The organism is Paenibacillus sp. FSL R7-0189, assembly GCF_037969925.1.
In the GTDB taxonomy this organism is placed as follows: domain Bacteria; phylum Bacillota; class Bacilli; order Paenibacillales; family Paenibacillaceae; genus Paenibacillus_AQ; species Paenibacillus_AQ odorifer.
In genome coordinates this window covers 1,469,480-1,491,744 of the sequence record NZ_CP150223.1, presented here as the reverse complement: position 1 = coordinate 1,491,744, position 22,265 = coordinate 1,469,480, and the positions used below count along the sequence as shown (strand labels likewise).

Below are 22,265 nucleotides of genomic sequence, written 5' to 3'. Positions count from 1 at the left end.
TTACCAGCCACAGGCAGGAAGCACCTCATGCTATACTTTATTCATAATGACAAGCAGCGAAGCTTAGTCTTCCCCCTGCTGTAGGAGGTTGCTGATGTTTCCGGGGAAATTGTACAGAAAGTATCTGAAGAATAATCTGTTTATGAAAATCATCCTGCTCTTCTCAGTCATTGCCGTGGTCACCATTATCACCTTCTCCTACCTGATGTTCTTGCTCATGTCTCAGGCTGTAGTGCAGCGGCAGATGGAGATTCAGAAACGTACCGTGGAGAGCATCAACAGCTATATTGAGCAGAAATATGACTCTGTACAGTCTATGATGCGTGACGTGTACCGGGACACGGAGCTGACTGCTAATACGTCGTATTTGCTGGAGCATCCGTATGAAGATTACGTGAGGTACCGGCTGGACCGCTATTTCAACGAAAGTAATGCTACGACGGATACCGTGCAGTTTTTTCGCAATCAAGTTGAAGATGATCCTGATATCCGCAGTTTAATGCTCTACAGTGCAGCTGAGCAGCAGCTGTATGTCTATAACGACCAAGGCAAATTTCAGATTATTTCCACTAATGCAGCCCACTCTTTTGTACCGGATGCGTTGTATCTGGAGGAGGAAGGCAGTGTCACCGCTCCAAACACTTGGGTCAGTCAGGCGATCTCATCTCCGGAGGGGCCGATGTTTACGGTTCGTACCCCGATCAATAACAAGATATCACTGCGCAACATTGGTCAGCTTCTAGTCTATTTTGATGCCAGCGAGGTCTGGGGGAGTATGGGCAATTATAAGGATGACTTCAAGGGAAAGATTCTGGTGCTGGCAGCGGATGGGGATGTGTTATTTGATACCTCGGGCACCTATTATGGAAAGCGCTATCCTTATCCCGAGCAGATGAATTCTGCTTATACAGATGGTGAAGAAGTTGGCGGAATGATCATTACTAAGCAGACTCATACCCAAGGCGGATTTACTGTGTTGAGTGCTGTACCTAAGCAGGAATTAGCCGCCACCTATAGGGGATTGCGGAACATGATCTTCATTATCTGCTTGATCTGCCTGTTGTTTGCGATTATTACGCCCACTTTATTTATCAATAATTTTGCCAGACGGACTCATAAAATTATCAAGTTCACCCGCAAAGTGAAAAACGGTGACCTGGATGCCCGGATTACCGATGTCAGAGAAGACGAGCTGGGGCAGATCTCCAAGAGCTTCAACGACATGCTGGATGAGCTGAATCTTCATATAGACCGTGTGTTCAAGGCTGAAATCAAGCAAAAACATACCGAAATCGCCGCGCTTGAAGCCAGGGTAAACCCACATTTTCTCTACAATACCTTGGAGGTGATCCGGATGAGGGCAATCTCTCAAGGGGCATCAGACGTCGGGGAGATGATCTACAGCTTGTCGGTGTTGTTCAAAAGCTATGTTCACCAGAAACCCAAGCATACGATGAAGGATGAACTAGAGGCCTGCCGTTTATATCTGGAGCTGTTCCGCATCCGTTATAAGGATAAATTCTCTTATACAATGGAATGCGGGAAAGAGCTTACCGGAAGAGTTGTACTCAAAATGTCGCTGCAGCCCATCATTGAAAACTACATTCTGCATGGGATGCGCGTGGACAAGAATGATAATCACATCAGTGTGGCTGTGGCCAAGGATGGCCAATATTTGCGTGCGGTAGTTACAGACAATGGGCGGGGGATTGTCCCGGACAGATTGGTCCAGCTCAAAGAAGGTCTTTTGCAGCCAGATGAACAATCGGAATCATTCGGCCTGCGCAGTATTCATGAACGTTTGAAGCTGCTTTATGGCAGTGAGTATGGCATTGAATTACAAAGCGAAGCGGGTACCGGCACAACCGTGACTGTGTATTTTCCCGATCTGGGAGAGGATGATCCAAACCATGTATAAAATATTCATTGTGGACGACGAGCCTTTTATTATCGAAGGATTATATGACATTGTGGATTGGGCAGCACTGGGGATGGAGATTGTCGGCCACGCCGAGAACGGCCAGGAAGCACTGGAGTCGTTGCGGTTTGTCCCAGCAGATATTCTGATTACGGATATTTCCATGCCGCTGATGAACGGGCTGGATCTGATCCGGGCCGTACGGGAGATTCAGCCGGAGATCAAAGTTGTTATCCTCAGCGGCTATGATGAGTTCGGTTATCTTAAGGAAGGAATGGCGCTCGGCATTGAAAATTATCTGCTCAAGCCTATTAATTTGCAAGAGTTCCGGGCAACATTGGTGACTGCCGCCGAGAAGCTGGGTGTCTCCCGTCAAGAGAGTCAATTCAATGCGCATAGTATTTCCATTCTTCGCGATAATGTGATGTACCGCTGGCTGCGTTGCCAGATTGGGCCGAAGGAATTCAGCGAACGGACTGATTTTCTGGGACTTAGACTAGATAAGCCGCTGGTGCAGGTGGCCCTGCTTCGCCCTGAACAGGACGCTGCCGAGCTATTCCAGGCGGTGGAAGAGGTTGTAGGCGGTAACCCGTCTTTGATTGCATTCCGGGATATGGATGGGGATACCGTGCTGCTGCATCTGCTTAGTGAGTATCAGCAGGGTAAAGAAGCGGTGGAGAGGCTTCATGCGCAGCTGCTGTTATCCCTAACTGGCGGTCCGCCAATGCGTCTGTCCGTAGGAACGGTGGAGGAGATGGAGGAGGCGGCGGCTCAGAGTTATGCCCATGCAAAGATGACTCAGGAATATTTCATGCTGTTTCCAGAGCGGAATCTGCTGCATTATGAGGAAGTTCAGGACAGGCATGAGGTTGCTGTCCAAGGTATGCCGCTGAATTGGGAAGATGATCTCAAGCTGATTATGGCGAAGGATAAGGAAGCGCTGCTGGTGCGGATCCAGGATCATTTTGAGCAGCTGCGGCAGATGGAGGGAATTACACCTGTGCTGCTGCAAGGCATTGCCATGGAATGGTTGATCCGCTTCAAGATGCAGCTGCAGGAGATCCGTCATGTGGAAGAACCGGAGCTTTTCGCAGACGGTTTTGGCCTCATTCGCTCCACAGTTTCCATAAATGAACTGACTCAGATTATTCAGGAAGCCGCTACCATTACGGTAGACGCCTTAGTTCGGGACGTAAAGAGTCCAGTCGTGCAGCAGGTGCTGAATTATATCCATGAGTCCTACAATGAAGATGTGTCACTGAAGACCCTTGGTGCTCAATACCATATTCACCCGGTGTATTTGGGACAGCTGTTCCATAAAGAGGTGAATGAGTCATTCACCGAATATATCAATAAATACCGGATTGAGAAGGCGAAGGAGCTGCTGCGGAATACCTCACTTAAAGTTCATGAAATCGCTCTCAAAGTAGGCTATTGGGAGACCGGCTATTTTTACAAACAATTTAAGAAGCATGTCGGGATATCTCCTACGGAGTACAAAGGGCTTGTCTAGCGGACCCCCGCTGCAAGCTTTTTCTTTATTTTCTACATGATTTATTTAGTTTATCTTCTGTTTGAAAATGCTTTCATAAATTACAGTAAAGATAGTCCTTGAAGGAGAAAGCTGCTGGTTTAATTCCGGATTAGGCCAGCGATCTTGAGGTAAACAAAGGGGAGGTTATACAGGAATGGGCAACAACAAAAGAAAAAGGTTTTCCCTGTTACTGACATCACTTATGGCATTCTCGCTTGCGCTCAGCGCATGTGGCGGCGATTCAAACAATGCAGCAACTAACAGTTCAGGAGCGGGCGGCGACGGTGCATCATCCGAGAAACCAGTCGAACTGATCTGGTACACGATCGGCGGACCGCAGAAGGATCTGGACCGTGTCGTGGAAGAAGTCAATAAGTACACTAAAGAGAAGATAAATGTCACCCTGAAGATGAATATGATTGATTTTGGTGATTATACACAAAAAATGCAGGTCAAAGTAGCCGCTGGTGAACCCATGGACATTCTCTTTACGTGCTCCTGGGCGTTCGATTATGTGCAAAATGCCCGCAAAGGCGCTTTTATGGAATTGGACAGCCTGCTTAATGAATATGGAAAAGGCATCGTAGACACGATTGATCCAGCGTTCCTGGAAGGCTCCAAGGTAGATGGACATAATTATGCCGTACCTGCCAACAAAGAACTTCCGGCGCAAGAAGTTTGGCGCTTTAATAAAGAGCTGCTCGACAAATATAACCTCGACATTTCCGGGGTGAACACAATGGAAAGCATTGAACCACTGCTGAAGACGATCAAAGAGAATGAACCGGGCATCACGCCTTACGCTATGGTGAAGGATTTCATGCCAGTGCTGCCGTTCGACTACATCATTGAAAAGATGCCAATGGCTGTTTATATGGACACGAAGGATTACAAGATCGTGAACATTCTGGAAACACCAGAACTCAAAAGCACTCTTGAAACCGTTCGCAAATATTACAAGGCAGGTTATATCTCGCCGGAAGTAGCAACTACAACTTCGGTGGATGATCTCTACAAATCTTCCAACTGGTTCATGGATCGTGCAGCTACCCAGCCGATGGCGGACAATCTGTGGTCGGCAAGCTACGGCTATCCTGTAGTTTCCACGCCAGCTGGCAAACCTTACATCTACAACTGGTCCGTTATGGGTTCGATGCAAGCTATCTCGGCTAACTCCGCATATCCGGAGAAAGCGATGGAGTTCCTGAACCTGCTCAACACCGATCCGGTGCTGCGCAATATGATTGACTCCGGAATCGAAGGCGTGCACTACGAGAAGACTGGTGAGAATTCCATGAAGAACCTGGATGAATCCAAGAACTATGACATGCCAACCTTCTCGCTGGGCAATATCATGATCAACTATTTGAACGAGGGTGACCCTGAGAACAAATGGGAAGAGTTCAAAAAGTTTAATGAATCCGGTGTAAATGCACCGCTGCTTGGTTTTAACTTCGACACTTCCAAGGTGACTACTGAAATCGCTGCGGTTCAGAACGTAAAAGAAGAATACTGGTCACCACTGATGACTGGAACCGTTGATCCTGACGAGTATCTACCGAAAGCTATTGAGAAATTCAAGGCAGCTGGTTTGGACAAAATTATCGCTGAAGCGCAATCGCAAATTGATGCCTGGAAAGCGTCCAACAACAAGTAAAACATCAACGTAAGAGAAGATCGGGGCAGGGGCGTGGCCTCTGACCCGGTCTTTTTTTGAAATATAAGGACATACAGGAGGGATCTAAGTGTGAAGACAATCAGCGGATTTATAAAAAATATTATGAATAACAAGATTATGCTGCTCATGGTTTTACCAGGTGCGCTTTGGTTTCTCTTTTTCTCTTACCTGCCGATGATAGGGACGATTATTGCTTTCAAGGAATACCGCTTTAGCCGCGACGGCTTCTGGGCGAGTATTATCAACAGCAAATGGGTGGGGCTAGACAACTTCAAGTTTTTGTTTACCACCAATGACGCGTACATCATTACCCGCAACACCTTACTCTACAATGGAGCGTTTATCCTGCTTGGCTTGATCTTGTCGGTTCTGATGGCGATTGTGCTGTCCGAGATTGTGAACAAGAAGCTGGCCAAAGTGTATCAGACCGGCATGTTCCTGCCCTACTTCCTGTCATGGGTCGTTGTCGGCTATTTTGCATTTAGTTTCCTGAGCTCCGAACGCGGGATGCTGAACCAGATCATGGGCTTTTTTGGCGCAGAGTCAATTCAGTGGTATTCGGAAAAAGCCTACTGGCCGTTCATACTGATCTTAGTCTATCTGTGGAAAGCGGTTGGTTATAACAGCGTAGTTTATCTTGCAGCTATTATGGGGATCGACAAGTCGCTGTATGAAGCGGCGATGATCGACGGAGCTAGTAAGTTCCAACAGATTCGCAATATTACACTGCCGTTGCTGAGTCCAATTATTACGATCATGACCCTGCTGGCCATCGGTAAAATCTTCTACGCCGACTTCGGTCTCTTTTACCAGGTGCCTCGTAATTCCGGTACGCTCTACAGTGTCACGAATGTTATTGATACCTATGTCTATCAAGGCCTCAAAACAACGGGTGAGATTGGTATGAGCACTGCCGCAGGTCTGTATCAATCGGTTGTCGGCTTTACGCTAGTCATGACCTCCAACTATATTGTCCGCAAATACAACAAGGATAGCGCTTTGTTCTAGAACCTCATGAAAGGAGTGGGCCATATGTCTTCCATTACTAAGACTAAAAAAGAACGTGATTTCCACCATCTCTCAACGCCCTGGAATATCACTTTTAATCTGATAGCCGGCATCTTTGCGTTTCTGTGCGTGTTTCCGTTTCTGTTCGTCGTGATCATCTCCTTCACCGATGAGGTGGCGCTGGCGCGGGATGGCTATAAGCTGATTCCGGCAAAATGGAGTCTCGGCGCATACCGTTATGTGTTTGAATCCGGAGATATGCTGCTGCGTTCCTATGGTGTGACGATTTTTGTAACGGTGATCGGGACGATCATCAGCCTTTTGTTTATCGCTTTTTATGCGTATGCCATTTCCCGGAAAAGCTTCCGTTACCGCAATTTTTTCTCGTTCTTCGCGTTTTTTACCATGTTGTTCAACGGTGGACTTGTGCCGACTTATATTATCGTTACGCAGTTTCTAAGCCTGAAGGATACGATCTGGGCGCTGATTTTGCCGCTGGCGGTGAATGCTTTTTACATTATGATTCTGCGCACCTTCTACAGCACGAGTGTGCCTGATGCCATAATCGAATCCGGCAAAATCGACGGGGCGGGCGAGTTCCGTATCTTCCTGAAATTGGTGCTGCCTTTATCACTGCCCGGTCTGGCTACGATTGCCTTGTTCAGCACCCTCGGCTATTGGAATGACTGGTTCAATGCGCTGCTGTACATCGACAACCCGAATTTAGTCCCGCTGCAATCGATGCTGATGCGGATCGAGACCAGTATGCAGTTTATTTTGCAGAACTCCCAGAACAGTTCGCTCAGTCTGGAAGCTCTTCGCTCCATGCCGCAGGATACATCGCGGATGGCGATGGTGGTGCTGGCGACAGGGCCGATTATTTTTGCTTATCCGTTCTTCCAGCGTTATTTCATTCAAGGTCTTACTGTAGGGGCTGTTAAAGAATGAGTTATACAAACCCGAATTTACCTGCTGAAGAACGGGCGGAGCATCTGCTCGGACTGATGACTTTGGAAGAGAAGGCCGGTCAGCTGATTCAGCCTTTTGGCTGGCAGGCCTATGAACATAGAGACGGTAAGATGACCTTGACAGAAAGCTTCAAGGAGAAGGTTGCGGGGGGCGGCGTGGGCTCACTTTACGGGATGTTGCGCGCTGACCCGTGGACCGGTGTGACGCTGGCCACTGGCCTGTCTCCGCGTGAAGGTGCGGAAGCGGTGAATACGCTCCAGCGTTATGTGCTGGAGCATTCGCGGCTGGGCATTCCGGTATTGATCGGCGAGGAATGCTCGCATGGCCACATGGCGATCGGGGCCACCGTATTCCCGGTGCCCCTGTCGCTCGGCAGCTCCTGGAATGTGGAGCTGTATCGTGAGGTCTGCCGCGCCGTAGCGCTGGAGACACGCAGTCAGGGCGGCGCGGTTACGTACTCGCCGGTGCTGGATGTGGTGCGCGATCCCCGCTGGGGCCGCACCGAGGAGTGCTTCGGCGAGGACGCTTACCTGATCAGCGAGATGGCGGTTGCGGCCGTTGAAGGTCTGCAGGGGGAATCCTTGCAGAGCGGCGGCAGCGTGGGGGCTACGCTGAAGCATTTTGTGGGATACGGCAGCTCAGAGGGCGGCCGGAATGCGGGACCTGTCCACATGGGCTGGCGTGAACTGCTGGAAGTGGATCTGCTGCCCTTCAAAAAAGCGGTCGAAGCGGGTGCAGTCTCCATTATGCCTGCTTATAACGAAATAGACGGTGTGCCTTGCACGACAAATACAGAACTACTAGAGGATATACTCCGCGAAGCATGGGGGTTTGAGGGTTTAATCATTACCGACTGCGGAGCTATCGAGATGCTGGCCTCTGGGCATGATGTGGCTGAAGATGGCATGGATGCAGCAGTGCAGTCACTGGAAGCCGGCATCGACATGGAGATGTCCGGGGAAATGTACGGCAAATACCTGGTGGATGCCGTTCGTGAAGGCAAGCTGGACCCGGCACTGCTGGATCGGGCGGTCCGCCGTGTGTTGACGCTCAAGTTCAGGCTGGGCCTGTTCGAGCGGCCATTCGCTGATCCCGATGCGGCTGAACGCGTCATCGGCAGCAAAGCTCATCAAGAGCTGGCCCGGCAAGTGGCGGGCGAGAGCATCATCCTGCTGAAAAATGAAGCAGGCGTGCTGCCATTGTCCAAGACCACCGGCACGATCGCCGTCATTGGCCCTAACGCCGATGCCGGGTATAACCAGCTCGGCGATTATACCTCACCGCAGCCTCCGGCTAAGGTAGCGACCGTGCTCAGCGGCATCCGCAGCAAGCTGGCTGCAGAGCCGGAGCGGGTGCTCTATGCACCGGGCTGCCGGATCAAAGGCGATTCGCGCGAAGGTTTTGAAGCCGCGCTCGCTTGTGCAGAGCAGGCCGATACCGTTGTTATGGTCGTCGGCGGCTCCAGTGCACGTGATTTCGGGGAAGGCAGTATTGATCTCAAGACAGGCGCGTCCAAAGTGACGGAGAATGCCTGGAATGATATGGACTGCGGCGAAGGCATTGACCGGGTGTCATTGACCTTGTCGGGAGTGCAGCTGGAACTGATCCAGCAGGTTCATCAGCTCGGCAAACCTGTGATCGTCGTTTATATTAACGGCCGTCCGGTGAGCGAGCCTTGGATTGACGAGCATGCACATGCCATTCTGGAAGCCTGGTATCCAGGCCAAGAAGGCGGGCACGCTGTTGCGGATATCCTGTTCGGTGATGTGAACCCGTCCGGGAAGCTGACTGTATCTGTGCCGAAGCATGTGGGCCAGCTCCCGGTCTATTACAACGGCAAACGTTCCCGAGGCAAAAGATATCTGGAGGCCGATTCCCAGCCTCAATATCCGTTCGGCTTCGGGCTTAGCTACACTGAATTTACGTACTCCGGGTTGAAGGTGGAACCGGAAATAATTGCGGCTGGGGAGACGGCTACAGTTTCCGTGGACGTTCAGAATACAGGAGACCGTGAGGGCGCAGAGGTGGTGCAACTGTACATTTCCGATGTCGCCAGTAAGGTCACGCGTCCCGCCAAGGAATTAAAGGCCTTTGACAAAATCAAATTAGCTCCGGGTGAGAAGCAAACCGTGTTGTTCACGGTAGGACCGGAGCAATTGCAATATATCGGACCGGATTTAAGACCAGTTGTAGAGCCAGGAGCGTTTAAAGTGCTGGTGGGTAAGCATGTAAATGATACACTGAGCACCGATTTGACGGTGAGGGGGTAAAGACATGGAACGCATTATACGCTTCATCCGCGAGCTCTCCGAGCAGCAATGGCTAGAGGTGCAGGAATTGCGCGATTGGGAGATTCTGTCCTCGGTGTATCAATTGCCGGGACAGTATGACAAGCTGCAGCCTTACAAGGACGGCAGCAATTATGATCTGTTCCCGAGTGTGCAAGGAACGACCTATTTCTTCCGCCGTACTTTGGAGATTCCGGCTAACTGGCTGCCGGGCCATACCGGGCTGATTTTTGCTTCAGGTGGGGAAGGGCTGCTGCGGGTGAACGGTGAATCGCGGCAAGGACTCGACCGCAATCATACCTTTGTGACCCTGACAGGTGATCCATCTGGCCGTCCGTTGGACCTGGAAATCGAACTCTTCGATCCGGTCCCCGAGCCGGTGGATCCATTAAATCAACAGGCGGTGATCCAGCCGCCGATTCGGATGATCCACAGCCAGCTGGTGCTGGTGAATAGACCTGTGCAGAGTCTAATGTACACGGCAGTAGTGATTCGCGATTCGGCAATTCTGCTGCCTGAGCAGGACCAGCGCCGTAACCGGATGCTGGAAGCTTTGTATGTGGCAATGGATGAATTCGTTGGCCTTACCACGCAGGAGATCCGCGAGGGTGGTGAGATTACGCGAATCGAGCAGAAGCTGCGGGGCAGAGTCGGGGAGATCGGCGGTCATGCCGAAGGAACAATCCACATGGTGGGCCAATCCCATATCGATATTGCCTGGCTGTGGCCTGCGCGCGAGACCGTGCGCAAGACGAGCCGGACGTTCTCGACGGTGAATGCCCTGATGGACGAATATCCTGACTATCAATATGCGCAGAGCCAGCCGCTGCTGTTCGAATATTTGAAAGACAATGACCCGGTACTCTATGAGAAGGTCAAGGCACGCATCCGTGAAGGACGCTGGGAACTGGTCGGTGGGATGTGGATCGAACCGGATCTGAACATTCCGAGCGGAGAATCGCTAATGCGGCAAATGCTGTATGGTCAACGCTTTTATCTCGAAGAGTTCGGGCGGACCTCGCAGATTGAGTGGCTGCCGGATACCTTCGGCTACTGCGCTTCTCTGCCGCAGATTCTGCAGCATGGTGGAATCAAATATTTTATGACCACCAAGCTGGGCTGGAATGACACAAATGTCTTCCCTTACGATTTGTTCCATTGGGTCGGCATTGACGGCACGCCGATGTTGTCTTACCTGAATCATGGGGTGAATGAGAATACGCTGCCCAAAGATGTTCATGAACACTATCAGTCCTTCCGCGAAAAAGATAAACATAATGAGCAGATGCTGCTCTATGGGCATGGTGACGGCGGCGGCGGGGTCACCCGCGAGATGCTGGAATATATCCAGCGTGCCGAGCTAATGGTCGGCCAGCCGGAGAGTAAATACAGTAATGCCGCGGATTTCTTCGCAGGTATTACGCGCAGTCAGCCGCAGCTGCCGCAGTGGCGGGGCGATCTGTATCTGGAGCTGCACCGCGGCACCTACACTACGCACGGCCGCAACAAGCGGAACAACCGCAAGGCGGAAGTGTTGTACCGTGAAGCGGAGCTGTGGCAGACATTAGCTTCGCCGCAGCTGGACACGGAGCAACATGCCGTAGTTGCCGGGCAGCTGCATCAGGGCTGGAAGCTGATTTTGTTGAACCAGTTCCATGATATTATTCCGGGCTCGGCGATTACCGAAGCTTACGAGACCTCGGAGAAGGAATACGCAGAGGTGTTTGAGCTTGGCCGTGTTGCGCTTCAGCCGGGGCTTGCGGCATTGGCCGGGAACATTAACACGTCAGGCGAGGGCAGACCCTACATTGTTTTTAATAGTTTGGGTTGGATGCGGGATGCCGTGGTCGAACTTGCCCTCAATGAAGAAGGAGTCGCCAGCGGAAACTTTGCGGTGTATGGAGAGGATAACTTACTGCTGGAAGCAGATGTCCTGACGGAGGAGGCAGCAGTTTCTGGTGTCTCGGTTCTCGTTCCGGAGATTCCAGCCTTTGGTTACAAAACGATCTGGATTCGTGATCTGTCTCAGAACACATCCGATGAAAGTAATGCAGAATCTGCCGCTGCTGAACATACTCAAACAGCTGTAGGAGCTGTTCCCTTCGGCGACCAGTGGGAGTCGGACTATTATCGTATTACCTTTAACGAGCGGGGAGAAATCACCAGTCTTTTTGATAAAAAAGGAAACCGGGAGATCGTAAAATCCGGTGAGCCGGCGAACCGCTTCCACTTTTTTCACGACCGTCCGACGCTTTGGGATGCCTGGGACATTGACAACCGTTATGAAGCCCAACCCGCCGGGGAGGCTGAACTTATAGAAAAGGCAGTGATCCGCACTGGTGCGGTGCAGGATATTTTGCGCTTCCGCTGGAAGCTGGGCCAATCCGAGATTACTCAGGATATGATTCTACATCACCATAATTCCCGGATTGATTTCCAGACGCATGTAAGCTGGAACGAAGCCCATAAGCTGCTTAAGGTAGGGTTTCCGATTGATGTTGTCGCGGATAAGGCGACTTACGAGATCCCATTTGGTGCGCTGGAACGTCCGACCCACCGCAACACCAGCTGGGAGCAGGCGCAGTATGAGGTTTGCGGGCATCGTTTTGCCGATGTATCCGAACGTGGATATGGCGTCAGTCTGCTGAATGATTGCAAATACGGCTATGACATCCAAGGCAGTACCATTCGCTTGTCGCTCCTGCGCGCGCCGAAATGGCCGGATGCTACTGCGGATCTCGGCGAGCACGACTTCACCTATTCGCTATATCCGCACCGTGGGGATTGGCGGGAGGCTCATACTGTTCGTCGTGCAGCAGAGCTAAATCATGAGCTGTATACTTTTGCCGCTTCATCAACACAGGGGCAGCTGCCGCCAACAGGCTCATTTATCGGATTCTCCGGTGAGCATGTGGTGCTGGATACGATTAAGCCATCCGAGGACGGGCAGGGGACTGTTCTCCGTTTCTACGAATCCTCGGGAGGCCGCGAGCGGGTTCAGCTCAAATGGCAGCATCCAGTTCAGAGCGTCTACCTGTCCAATGCTCTGGAAGAGCAGCTGGAACTGATCGAACACACGGCTGGCGGTGAATTGGAACTTCACTTTGCCCCTTACGAGATCAAAACAATCTACATCAGTAATTAAATAATCACATCACAGATGCAAAGGAGCATAACTCACTTGGAACAATTCCGATTACCCAAAATAGCAATGCCCCAGCTGCCGCTGCCGCAGGCTGTACAAGAAGTGCTTGTCGAAGCAGAGGAGAAGCTGGCACATCGCCCGAAGCTGTTGCAGCTGTTCAAGAACTGTTTTCCGAATACGCTGCAAACGACTACTAAACTGCTGGATGACGGAACCACCTTTGTGATTACCGGCGATATTCCGGCCTCCTGGCTGCGTGATTCAGTGGAGCAGGTAATTCAATACGTGCCTCTGGCCAAAAACGATCCCGATCTCCAGCGCATTATCGGCGGTCTTATCAAACGTCATATTCAGTATATTCATATCGATCCTTACGCCAATGCATTTAATGAGTCGGCCAATGACTGGCACTGGAACACTACGGATGTGACCGAGATGTCGCCATGGGTGTGGGAGCGTAAATTTGAGATTGATTCGTTATGTTTTGTCGTACGCCTCGCTTATACCTACTGGAAAGAGACGGGCCTGACGGATTTCTTCGACGCGGGGTTCAAGTCCGCCATGCGCCAGATCTTCGATTTGTTCAAAAGAGAGCAGCGGCATTTCGAGCAGTCTCCGTACCGTTTCAGCCGCAATAACGGCATTCCGGAAGATTCTCTGCGCAATAGCGGTCTCGGCATGCCGGTGAACTATACCGGAATGATCTGGTCGGGCTTCCGGTCCAGCGATGATGCCTGTGATTTCCACTACAACATTCCTGGCAATATGTTCGCTGTTGTCGCGCTGCGCCAGATGCAGGAATTCGCGGAGTGGGTCTTCCGCGATCTAGACTTCCTGGCTGAACTTAAAGAGCTGGAATTTGAAGTGGATCATGGCATCAAGCTCTACGGCATTTATCGCCATCCGGAGTTTGGTCCGATTTATGCTTATGAGACAGACGGCTTCGGCAATTACTGCCTGATGGACGATGCGGGAACGCCCGGACTGATCTCCATTCCGTATCTGGGTTACGCTTCGGCGGATGATCCCATCTACCAGAACACCCGACGTTTCGCATTGAGCAAAGAAAATCCGTTCTATTATGAAGGCACAGCTGCCAAAGGGATCGGCAGCCCGCACACTCCGGAGAACTATATCTGGCATATGGCGTTGTCCATGCAGGGCATTACGGCTCAGACTGCTGAAGAGAAGCTGGAACTGATTGCGATGCTGGAAAGTACGGATGCCGGAACCGGATATATGCATGAAGGTTTCCATGTGGATGATCCTAGTGTATTTACCCGCAGCTGGTTTGCATGGTCGAACAGCTTGTTCTCGCAGCTTGTCTATCGGGCGATGAAGGAAGGCATTCTGTGAGCGGGGGCCGTATCATCCTGTTCGCGGACCCGTCTTTTCCCGGTTATACCGCAGCGGGCGGACTGACAGCGGAACAGGCACAGTCTATAGGAATACATCATACTGCCCCTCCTGTTCATGCAGCACAGCTGGCCGAAACGCTGGACAGCGCCAAGGCCGGGGACTGCTTCGTTAGCTTCCATGCTCCATACTTCCCGAAGGAGGCATGGCCTTCCATCGTCGCTTATTTGAGCAGAGGCGGCAGCTTGATCAGCATTGGCGGTGCTCCGTTTAAGCATCCAGTCCGCCTAGTCGCTGAAGAGTGGCGGATCGAAGCTGAGCAGACTGCCTATCACCGCCAGCTGCATATCCATGAAGCGCTGCAGGTGAGCAGCGCAGATCGCATACAGCAGCATGTCGCGCTTAGAGATATTCCGCTCTTCGTAGGCGATGAGCAGCTGCTGGTCCTGTCGGATACCTGGAATCTGGTGCCGCATGTCACTAAAAGCAGTGACCTGCCGGAGCAGATGGGTTCCAGTGGACCCATGGACACGCGGATCTATCCGCTGCTTAAGGGCATTACCGCCGCCGGGCGGGAAGTTTCAGCTCCAGCTGTGCTGTGGGAGCATACCGGCGGGCCTTTTGCCGGTGGCCGCTGGATCTTCATCGGCCAGCCGCTTACGCCTGATTTCTGGAATCAAGGCGGAACGGAAGCATTAACCCGCTGGGCAACCTTTGCCGCTCGGGGTGTAACAGAGCTGTGGCTGAAGCCCAACTATGCTTCTTATGAAGAAGGCGAGCGGCCGTTGCTGTTTTTGCAGGGCCAGCGGCTAAGCCGTAGCCAATCTTCACCGACATCAGCGCAGTGGACCCTGAACATCACTCTGAGCAAAGACGGGGAGTCTATCCCATGTTTCACTCACGAGTGCAAGCTTGAGGTCAGTCGCGAGCTTAACTTCCTACGTGTACCGCTTGCTGTAGAAATTCAACCTGGCCTGTATCATCTTTCTTGCCATGCTGTATCGGAAGAAGGCGAAGTGCGGATGTTGCGTCAAGGTTTTTGGGGATATGACGTGGGCCTGTTATCGCAGGGGGAACCGATTAAGGCGGGAAGAGATTATTTTATCAAAGACGCTCAGCCTTTACCTGTTGTCGGCATGACTTATATGACCTCTGACGTAGCGCGGAAGTTTCTATTCCTGCCAAATGCTGATGTCTGGGATCGGGATATGGCACAGATGCGGAAGGCAGGCATCAACTGGATTCGTACCGGCATCTGGACAGCCTATCGCAATATTATGCAGGTAGACGGTCATGCTTCGGAAGAAGTACTGCGGGCGATTGATGCTTTTCTACTGACTGCGAAGCGGCATGGGCTGCAGGTTACCTTTACGTTCTTCTCCTTTACGCCGGAGACTTGGGAAGGGACGAATCCTTATCTCGACCCGCGCAGTGTAGAAGCGCAAAAACGGTTCATCCGCTCCATCATCGCACGGCATCGCACGACAACCCATGTCGATTGGGATTTGATCAATGAACCGTCAATGTTCGATCCGCCGCGGATTTTCTCGGACGGACCGAGCTCGGCGCGAGATAAATATGAACGCGCTGCTTTCTCTGCTTGGCTGGAAGAACGCCATGGTGATATAACTTCGCTGCAAGAGCGCTGGAATATGACGCCGCTGGAATTGCCGGATTTTGCGGCTGCACAACCTCCTGAGCAAGAAGAGATTAACTTTAGTGTGCAGGATATTCATTCCGGGAAGCGCGGCACACGTTGGCTCGACTACTGCCTGTTCTCCATGGACATGCACAACGTATGGGCAAGGGAGCTAAGCGGCACTATCAAGGAACTCTGCCCAGATCATTTAGTGACCGTAGGGCAGGATGAGGCTTTGGGTGCCCAACGGCCATCGCCGTTCTTTTATGAGCGCGATGTCGATTACACCACTGTTCACAGCTGGTGGTTGAATGACAATCTGCTCTGGGATGGGATTTTTGCCAAAACCCATCACAAACCGAACCTCATTCAGGAGACCGGCATCATGTACGTAGAGACGCCAGACGGACGGGCTAAACGCAGTGAGGAAGAATTGCGGGCCATGCTGGAGCGCAAATATGCCTATGCGTTTGCTTCTGGAGGTGCCGGGGCTGTGCAATGGATCTGGAACACGAACTTTTATATGGATAATGCCAATGAATCACAGATCGGTGCGCTGCGGGCCGATGGGACTGAGAAGCCGGAAGCGGATGTGTCTTATGATTTTGGGCGGTTCATCGGCGAAGCCGGGGGATTATTTGACGGGCGGAAGCTGGAAGAGATTGCCGTGGTTTTCCCTTACTCTAATGACTTCTCTAACCGGAAGCTCGCCTATGATGCGACTACCCGCCTGACACGGATCTTATCTTATCAGCTTCATTTGCCTTTCCGCGCCGTATCGGAATACGATCTGGCTCCGCTGGAGGCAGAGCCGGCTAAGTTGATTCTCCTGCCGAGTGTGCACAATCTGGATAATGACGCCCTTCAGCAATTGCTGGACATAGTGGAGCGTACAGGTGCCGTTCTACTCATTACTGGAGCATTGGGGGTTGATGCGTATTGGCAACCTTCGGATCGTATGGACGCAATAGTAGGAGCCCGTAAACTTGGCAACATGCGCCGTGAGGAGCAGCTTCTATTGAACGGACGCAAGTTTGCGGTGTCCTATGGACAGAAGCGAATCGCGGAGCTAGTCAAAGAAACGCCAGCAAATGCAGATGTTGATTCGTCTAGCTCAGGCGGTGTAGGTGATCACCTCATCGAACGCCAGATTGGCACAGGTCGCCTGATCTGGAGCCCGCTACCTTTAGAACTGAATGACCGCGACGAGCCGATCACCGCGCTCTACCAATATGCTGCACAAGCCGCAGGTATCGAAACCGAGCTGGAATGGATCAGCGGTGGAGACCTGCCAGGTGTGTACGGGCGAAAGCTTGCTTTTGCAGAAGGTTCATTGTATATCTTCGTATCTGAATACGCCTGGGATGCCGGACTTGAAATAAAAGATCCTGCAACTGGAGCTCATTACTCATTTTTACTGGAGAAAGAACGTTCGGTGTTGTTTGCAGCTGATTCAGCGGGCAAGCTGGTAGCTGTCTACAGACCTGAAGAGGTTAACATTACGCTTAATAAATGCTGAAGAACTGAGGTGTACACACAGATGACCCACACAACAACCAAAACAGCCCATATCGTGTCCCATACTCACTGGGACCGTGAATGGTATTTGCCCTATGAGAAACACCACGTCCGTCTGGTTCAGCTGGTGGATGCACTGCTTGCCAAGCTGGACGGAGATTCCGCCTTCCGCAGTTTTTACCTCGATGGGCAAACCATTATTCTGGAGGATTATCTTCAGGTTCGGCCAGAGAACAAAGAGAAGCTGGAGAAGTATATCCGGGATGGGCGAATCTTGATTGGACCTTGGTACATTTTGCAGGATGCGTTCCTGACGAGCGGCGAGGCAAATGTGCGGAATATGCAGATCGGCCATCAGGATGCCGAGAAATACGGCGAGCCTTCTAAAATCGGCTATTTTCCCGATACCTTTGGATTAGTCGGACAGACTCCGCAGCTGATGTTGCAGTCAGGGATTACGAATGCTTTTTTTGGACGCGGGGTGAAGCCTACGGGATTTAACAACACTGTATCGGATGCGGGTTATGAGTCCTCTTTCTCCGAGCTGATCTGGGAAGGGCCGGATGGATCCAAAATTCTCGGTATCCTATTTGCCAACTGGTATTCTAACGGCAATGAAGTTCCTGTTGAGGATGGTGCGGCTCGGGAATTCTGGGACCGTAAGCTTGCGGATGCAGAGAAGTATGCTTCAACGGGGGAGTTATTGTTTATGAACGGGTGCGACCACCAGCCTCTGCAATTGGATTTGCCGAAAGCTATCCGCACCGCCGAAAAGCTATACCCTGAAGTGAAGTTCGTGCATTCGAATTTCCCGGACTATCTGCAAGCCTTGGATCAGCAATTATCCTCGGGTCAGCGGGAGCTCTCCACCGTTACAGGGGAACTGCGCAGTCAGCGTACAGACGGATGGGGCACCTTAGTGAACACAGCCTCAGCTCGGGTTTATTTGAAGCAGATGAACCAGTTGGGCCAGACTCTTTTGGAAAAAGTAGCCGAGCCGCTGGCCTCCATCGCCCGCCTGTCCGGACAGGACTACCCGCATCATCTATTCACCTATGCCTGGAAGACGCTGATGCAGAACCACCCGCATGACAGTATCTGTGGTTGTAGTGTGGATGAAGTGCATCGTGAGATGGTAACTCGTTTTGATAAAAGCCGGCATGTTGCCGAAAGCATCATAGATGACAGTGCTAAGTTTATCGCAGATCAAGTGGAGACTTCGGGCTTTTCCGCCTACGGGGAAGATGCAGTTCCTTTTGTAGTGATGAATACCACAGGGTGGAAGCGTACGGGAACGGTGACTATAGAGCTGGATGCTGAACGGTTATATCTGCGCGAGGGTTATCCGTTGGATGAGACCGCCCGCAGAATGCTGGCAGTTGATTTGTCCGGCCGGATTCTCGTCGATCACACAGGGGAGGAATTAGCGTCTACAGTGGAAGACCTGGGTTTAAGCTTTGGTTACGATCTGCCTGATGACCAATTCCGCCAGCCGTATATGTGCCGCAAGGTGAGACTTACTTTTGAAGCACGCAATGTGCCTGCACTTGGGCTCTGTACTTACGCTTGGGTACAATCAACTACGGAATCCGCTCAGGGAAGCTCTTTAATAGAAGGAGAGCGCAGCTTGGAGAATGAATCTCTCAAGGTAGTTGTTGCTGAGGATGGTTCATTTACGTTATTGGATAAGCATAGCGGTACCACTTATCGTGAGTTGGGGATTTACGAGAATACCGGAGACGTAGGTAATGAATACATGTACAAGCAGCCAGAAGGTGAACAAGCGCTGACGACCAAAGGCCAGCCTGCAGTCATTAAGGTGATTGAAGACTCTCCCTTCCGTGCGGCCATTGAGATCCGAATAGACTGGGAGATTCCGGCTTCGGCGGATGACACCTTGGAGGCGGAACAGCGTGCACTTGTGTATTATCCTGAGCGTAAAGCGCAGCGGAGTGTAAATACGGTGGTTTTGAAGCTTCGTACCGTCGTTTCGCTGGAGCGGGAAGGCAAAGGTGTGCATATTGAATCCACAATTAATAACCAAGCCAAGGATCACCGGGTGCGAATGCTGTTCCCGACCGATCTGTCTACCGATGTGCATAGTGTGGATTCTATGTTTGAAGTGGCTACACGGGACAATAATCCGGCACCAGAATGGGCAAATCCGAGCAACACTCAACATCAGCAATCCTTTGTCGATGTCAGCAATGGCAATGTAGGACTTACGGTAGCCAACCAGGGATTGAACGAATATGAGGTTCTGCGGGATGGACGCAATACTATTGCCGTCACCTTGCTACGCAGCGTAGGGGAATTGGGGGATTGGGGCTGGTTCCCAACTCCGGAAGCTCAGTGCCTGGGCGAATACACAGCACAACTGGAGCTGATTCCTCATTCTGGTGAGGGAAGTGAACAACGGGCATTTACAGAGGCCTATCAATTCCAGACCCCTTGGACGGTATGTCAGACCGGCCTGCATAGCGGGAAGTTGAACTCTGGATATACCCCATTGGTTTGGGAGGGAGACAACATGGCCTTCTCATCCATGAAAATGAACGGAACTTCCGGCGACTTGTTTTTGCGTTGGTACAATATGTCCGCTCAGCAGACACAATTGCAACTGAAAGTGAACAGTCCTCAAGAGTATTTATTTAAAAGCAATATCTTAGAGCAGCCTAACCCTGCTTTACAAGGAGCAACGTCTTCGGTTGACCACTTAGAGGTCGGACCATCTGAGATTGTAACTGTAGGTGTTAAATTAAGCTTATAGGTAAAAAGATGCCCCGGCGCTTCCCTGCCGGGGCATCTTTTGATTTACTTTCTTCTATAAGACTTGTGCCAATCTTGAATGACCTCTTGGCGGGATGGGAATCTCATCTGGATCCAATTGTTTGTTTCCCATTCATGAATCGCCTGCTGTTTAGTTTGGTAAAAGCTGTAGTCGCAAATGTTCCAGCTGTTATACAGTTTCTGATACCATTTCCCTTTAGGGATGTCGTCAGGGGAGCGGCGGACGGCTTTATTGGCTTGCTTTTTAGCCCATGAGGAACCGTGTTTCTGTTGGTCGCTGCACACGGGTTGCTTTTTCACACTTCTGCTCATTGATTCTCCAACCTCCTTTTAGAGGGAAGCTAGAGATCATGCAAGGTCTTTATATGAATCACCTCTTTGCCAAAAAATAATGGAGTTGATACCTATGTATGAAGGGGACTTTGATGTTGAATAGATAGACGCGGAAAAGGGGAATGCGGTTGCGATACAATTGGGGAAAAGTATGTGTTTAGTTTTTTTAAAAAAAGCTTGCAATGAATCTCTATACATGATATATTCTAAGTCCGGCCAAGAAATACACATGCCGAGCTCGAAAAAGAAGTTAAAAAAAGAGCTTGACATTAAATAGCCGAACATGATATAGTATAAGAGTTGCTGCTGAGACATTAAACGGCGTCAACGAGAACTTGATCTTTGAAAACTGAACAACGAGTGAGTAGGAAATCACGTAAGTGAAATCCAAAATTAGAGAATTAATTTTCTCGTCAGATGTTTCAAAATGAGCATATCGCTCTTTTCAATACTAATTGGAGAGTTTGATCCTGGCTCAGGACGAACGCTGGCGGCGTGCCTAATACATGCAAGTCGAGCGGAGTTACTTTGAAAGCTTGCTTTCAAAGTAACTTAGCGGCGGACGGGTGAGTAACACGTAGGCAACCTGCCCTTCAGACTGGGATAACTACCGGAAACGGTAGCTAATACCGGATAATTTCTTTTTTCTCCTGAGAGAAGAATGAAAGACGGAGCAATCTGTCACTGAGGGATGGGCCTGCGGCGCATTAGCTAGTTGGTGGGGTAACGGCCCACCAAGGCGACGATGCGTAGCCGACCTGAGAGGGTGAACGGCCACACTGGGACTGAGACACGGCCCAGACTCCTACGGGAGGCAGCAGTAGGGAATCTTCCGCAATGGGCGAAAGCCTGACGGAGCAACGCCGCGTGAGTGATGAAGGTTTTCGGATCGTAAAGCTCTGTTGCCAGGGAAGAACGTCCGGTAGAGTAACTGCTACCGGAGTGACGGTACCTGAGAAGAAAGCCCCGGCTAACTACGTGCCAGCAGCCGCGGTAATACGTAGGGGGCAAGCGTTGTCCGGAATTATTGGGCGTAAAGCGCGCGCAGGCGGCTATTTAAGTCTGGTGTTTAAACCTTGGGCTCAACCTGAGGTCGCACTGGAAACTGGGTGGCTTGAGTACAGAAGAGGAAAGTGGAATTCCACGTGTAGCGGTGAAATGCGTAGATATGTGGAGGAACACCAGTGGCGAAGGCGACTTTCTGGGCTGTAACTGACGCTGAGGCGCGAAAGCGTGGGGAGCAAACAGGATTAGATACCCTGGTAGTCCACGCCGTAAACGATGAGTGCTAGGTGTTAGGGGTTTCGATACCCTTGGTGCCGAAGTTAACACAGTAAGCACTCCGCCTGGGGAGTACGGTCGCAAGACTGAAACTCAAAGGAATTGACGGGGACCCGCACAAGCAGTGGAGTATGTGGTTTAATTCGAAGCAACGCGAAGAACCTTACCAGGTCTTGACATCCCTCTGAATCTGCTAGAGATAGCAGCGGCCTTCGGGACAGAGGAGACAGGTGGTGCATGGTTGTCGTCAGCTCGTGTCGTGAGATGTTGGGTTAAGTCCCGCAACGAGCGCAACCCTTAACTTTAGTTGCCAGCAGGTAATGCTGGGCACTCTAGAGTGACTGCCGGTGACAAACCGGAGGAAGGTGGGGATGACGTCAAATCATCATGCCCCTTATGACCTGGGCTACACACGTACTACAATGGCCGGTACAACGGGAAGCGAAGCCGCGAGGTGGAGCCAATCCCATCAAAGCCGGTCTCAGTTCGGATTGCAGGCTGCAACTCGCCTGCATGAAGTCGGAATTGCTAGTAATCGCGGATCAGCATGCCGCGGTGAATACGTTCCCGGGTCTTGTACACACCGCCCGTCACACCACGAGAGTTTACAACACCCGAAGTCGGTGGGGTAACCCGCAAGGGAGCCAGCCGCCGAAGGTGGGGTAGATGATTGGGGTGAAGTCGTAACAAGGTAGCCGTATCGGAAGGTGCGGCTGGATCACCTCCTTTCTATGGAGAATCGTTCTCTGCAATGAGGACATTCAAATCGGAAGCTAAGCTTCCAAAACTCAGGTTTAGGCCTGTTACT

Annotated in this window: 11 protein-coding genes and 1 rRNA gene; 11 read left to right on the top strand and 1 reads right to left on the bottom strand. The window is 51.2% G+C overall.

Annotated elements, in window-relative coordinates:
• Positions 1–94: 94 nt before the first annotated feature.
• The 10 genes from MKY63_RS06445 to MKY63_RS06400 all read left to right on the top strand — a co-directional run bounded on the left by MKY63_RS06445 (position 95) and on the right by MKY63_RS06400 (position 19,823).
• Positions 95–1,918, top strand: a complete 1,824-nt coding sequence (locus MKY63_RS06445; protein ID WP_339812090.1) for a histidine kinase — start codon at positions 95–97, stop codon at positions 1,916–1,918.
• Positions 1,911–3,431: a response regulator transcription factor gene (locus MKY63_RS06440; RefSeq protein WP_036684924.1), complete on the top strand. Its 1,521-nt coding sequence runs from the start codon at positions 1,911–1,913 to the stop codon at positions 3,429–3,431. Before MKY63_RS06445 ends, MKY63_RS06440 begins: the two co-directional genes overlap by 8 nt.
• Before the next feature lie 175 nt (positions 3,432–3,606).
• Positions 3,607–5,109, top strand: a complete 1,503-nt coding sequence (locus MKY63_RS06435) for an ABC transporter substrate-binding protein (RefSeq protein ID WP_076130103.1) — start codon at positions 3,607–3,609, stop codon at positions 5,107–5,109.
• Between the two features lie 99 nt (positions 5,110–5,208).
• Positions 5,209–6,138 carry an ABC transporter permease subunit gene (locus MKY63_RS06430; RefSeq protein WP_036684959.1) on the top strand — a complete coding sequence of 310 codons (930 nt, stop codon included), beginning with the start codon at positions 5,209–5,211 and terminating at the stop codon, positions 6,136–6,138.
• Positions 6,139–6,162: 24 nt separating this feature from the next.
• On the top strand, positions 6,163–7,086 hold the full coding sequence (locus MKY63_RS06425) for a carbohydrate ABC transporter permease (RefSeq protein WP_036684927.1): 924 nt from the start codon (positions 6,163–6,165) through the stop codon (positions 7,084–7,086).
• Positions 7,083–9,377 carry a glycoside hydrolase family 3 N-terminal domain-containing protein gene (locus MKY63_RS06420; RefSeq protein WP_339812083.1) on the top strand — a complete coding sequence of 765 codons (2,295 nt, stop codon included), beginning with the start codon at positions 7,083–7,085 and terminating at the stop codon, positions 9,375–9,377. Before MKY63_RS06425 ends, MKY63_RS06420 begins: the two co-directional genes overlap by 4 nt.
• A gap of 4 nt (positions 9,378–9,381) precedes the next feature.
• Complete coding sequence (locus MKY63_RS06415; RefSeq protein WP_339812080.1) at positions 9,382–12,540, top strand: alpha-mannosidase; 3,159 nt, start codon at positions 9,382–9,384, stop codon at positions 12,538–12,540.
• Between the two features lie 36 nt (positions 12,541–12,576).
• The gene (locus MKY63_RS06410; RefSeq protein ID WP_339812077.1) at positions 12,577–13,896 is read left to right on the top strand and encodes a glycoside hydrolase family 125 protein; all 1,320 of its coding nucleotides are present in this window, start codon (positions 12,577–12,579) and stop codon (positions 13,894–13,896) included.
• Positions 13,836–17,054 carry an alpha-amylase family protein gene (locus tag MKY63_RS06405; protein WP_339812074.1) on the top strand — a complete coding sequence of 1,073 codons (3,219 nt, stop codon included), beginning with the start codon at positions 13,836–13,838 and terminating at the stop codon, positions 17,052–17,054. Before MKY63_RS06410 ends, MKY63_RS06405 begins: the two co-directional genes overlap by 61 nt.
• 21 nt (positions 17,055–17,075) lie before the next feature.
• Entirely contained in the window at positions 17,076–19,823 is a 2,748-nt protein-coding gene (locus MKY63_RS06400; protein WP_339812071.1) for an alpha-mannosidase, read from the top strand.
• Positions 19,824–19,867: 44 nt separating this feature from the next.
• Here MKY63_RS06400 and MKY63_RS06395 read toward each other — a convergent pair whose 3' ends face one another.
• A complete protein-coding gene (locus tag MKY63_RS06395; protein WP_339812068.1) occupies positions 19,868–20,155 on the bottom strand; it encodes a hypothetical protein in 288 nt (95 codons plus the stop codon).
• Between the two features lie 473 nt (positions 20,156–20,628).
• Between MKY63_RS06395 and MKY63_RS06390 the strand changes: the two genes are divergently transcribed.
• A 16S ribosomal RNA gene (locus MKY63_RS06390) occupies positions 20,629–22,186 on the top strand.
• Positions 22,187–22,265 lie beyond the last annotated feature (79 nt).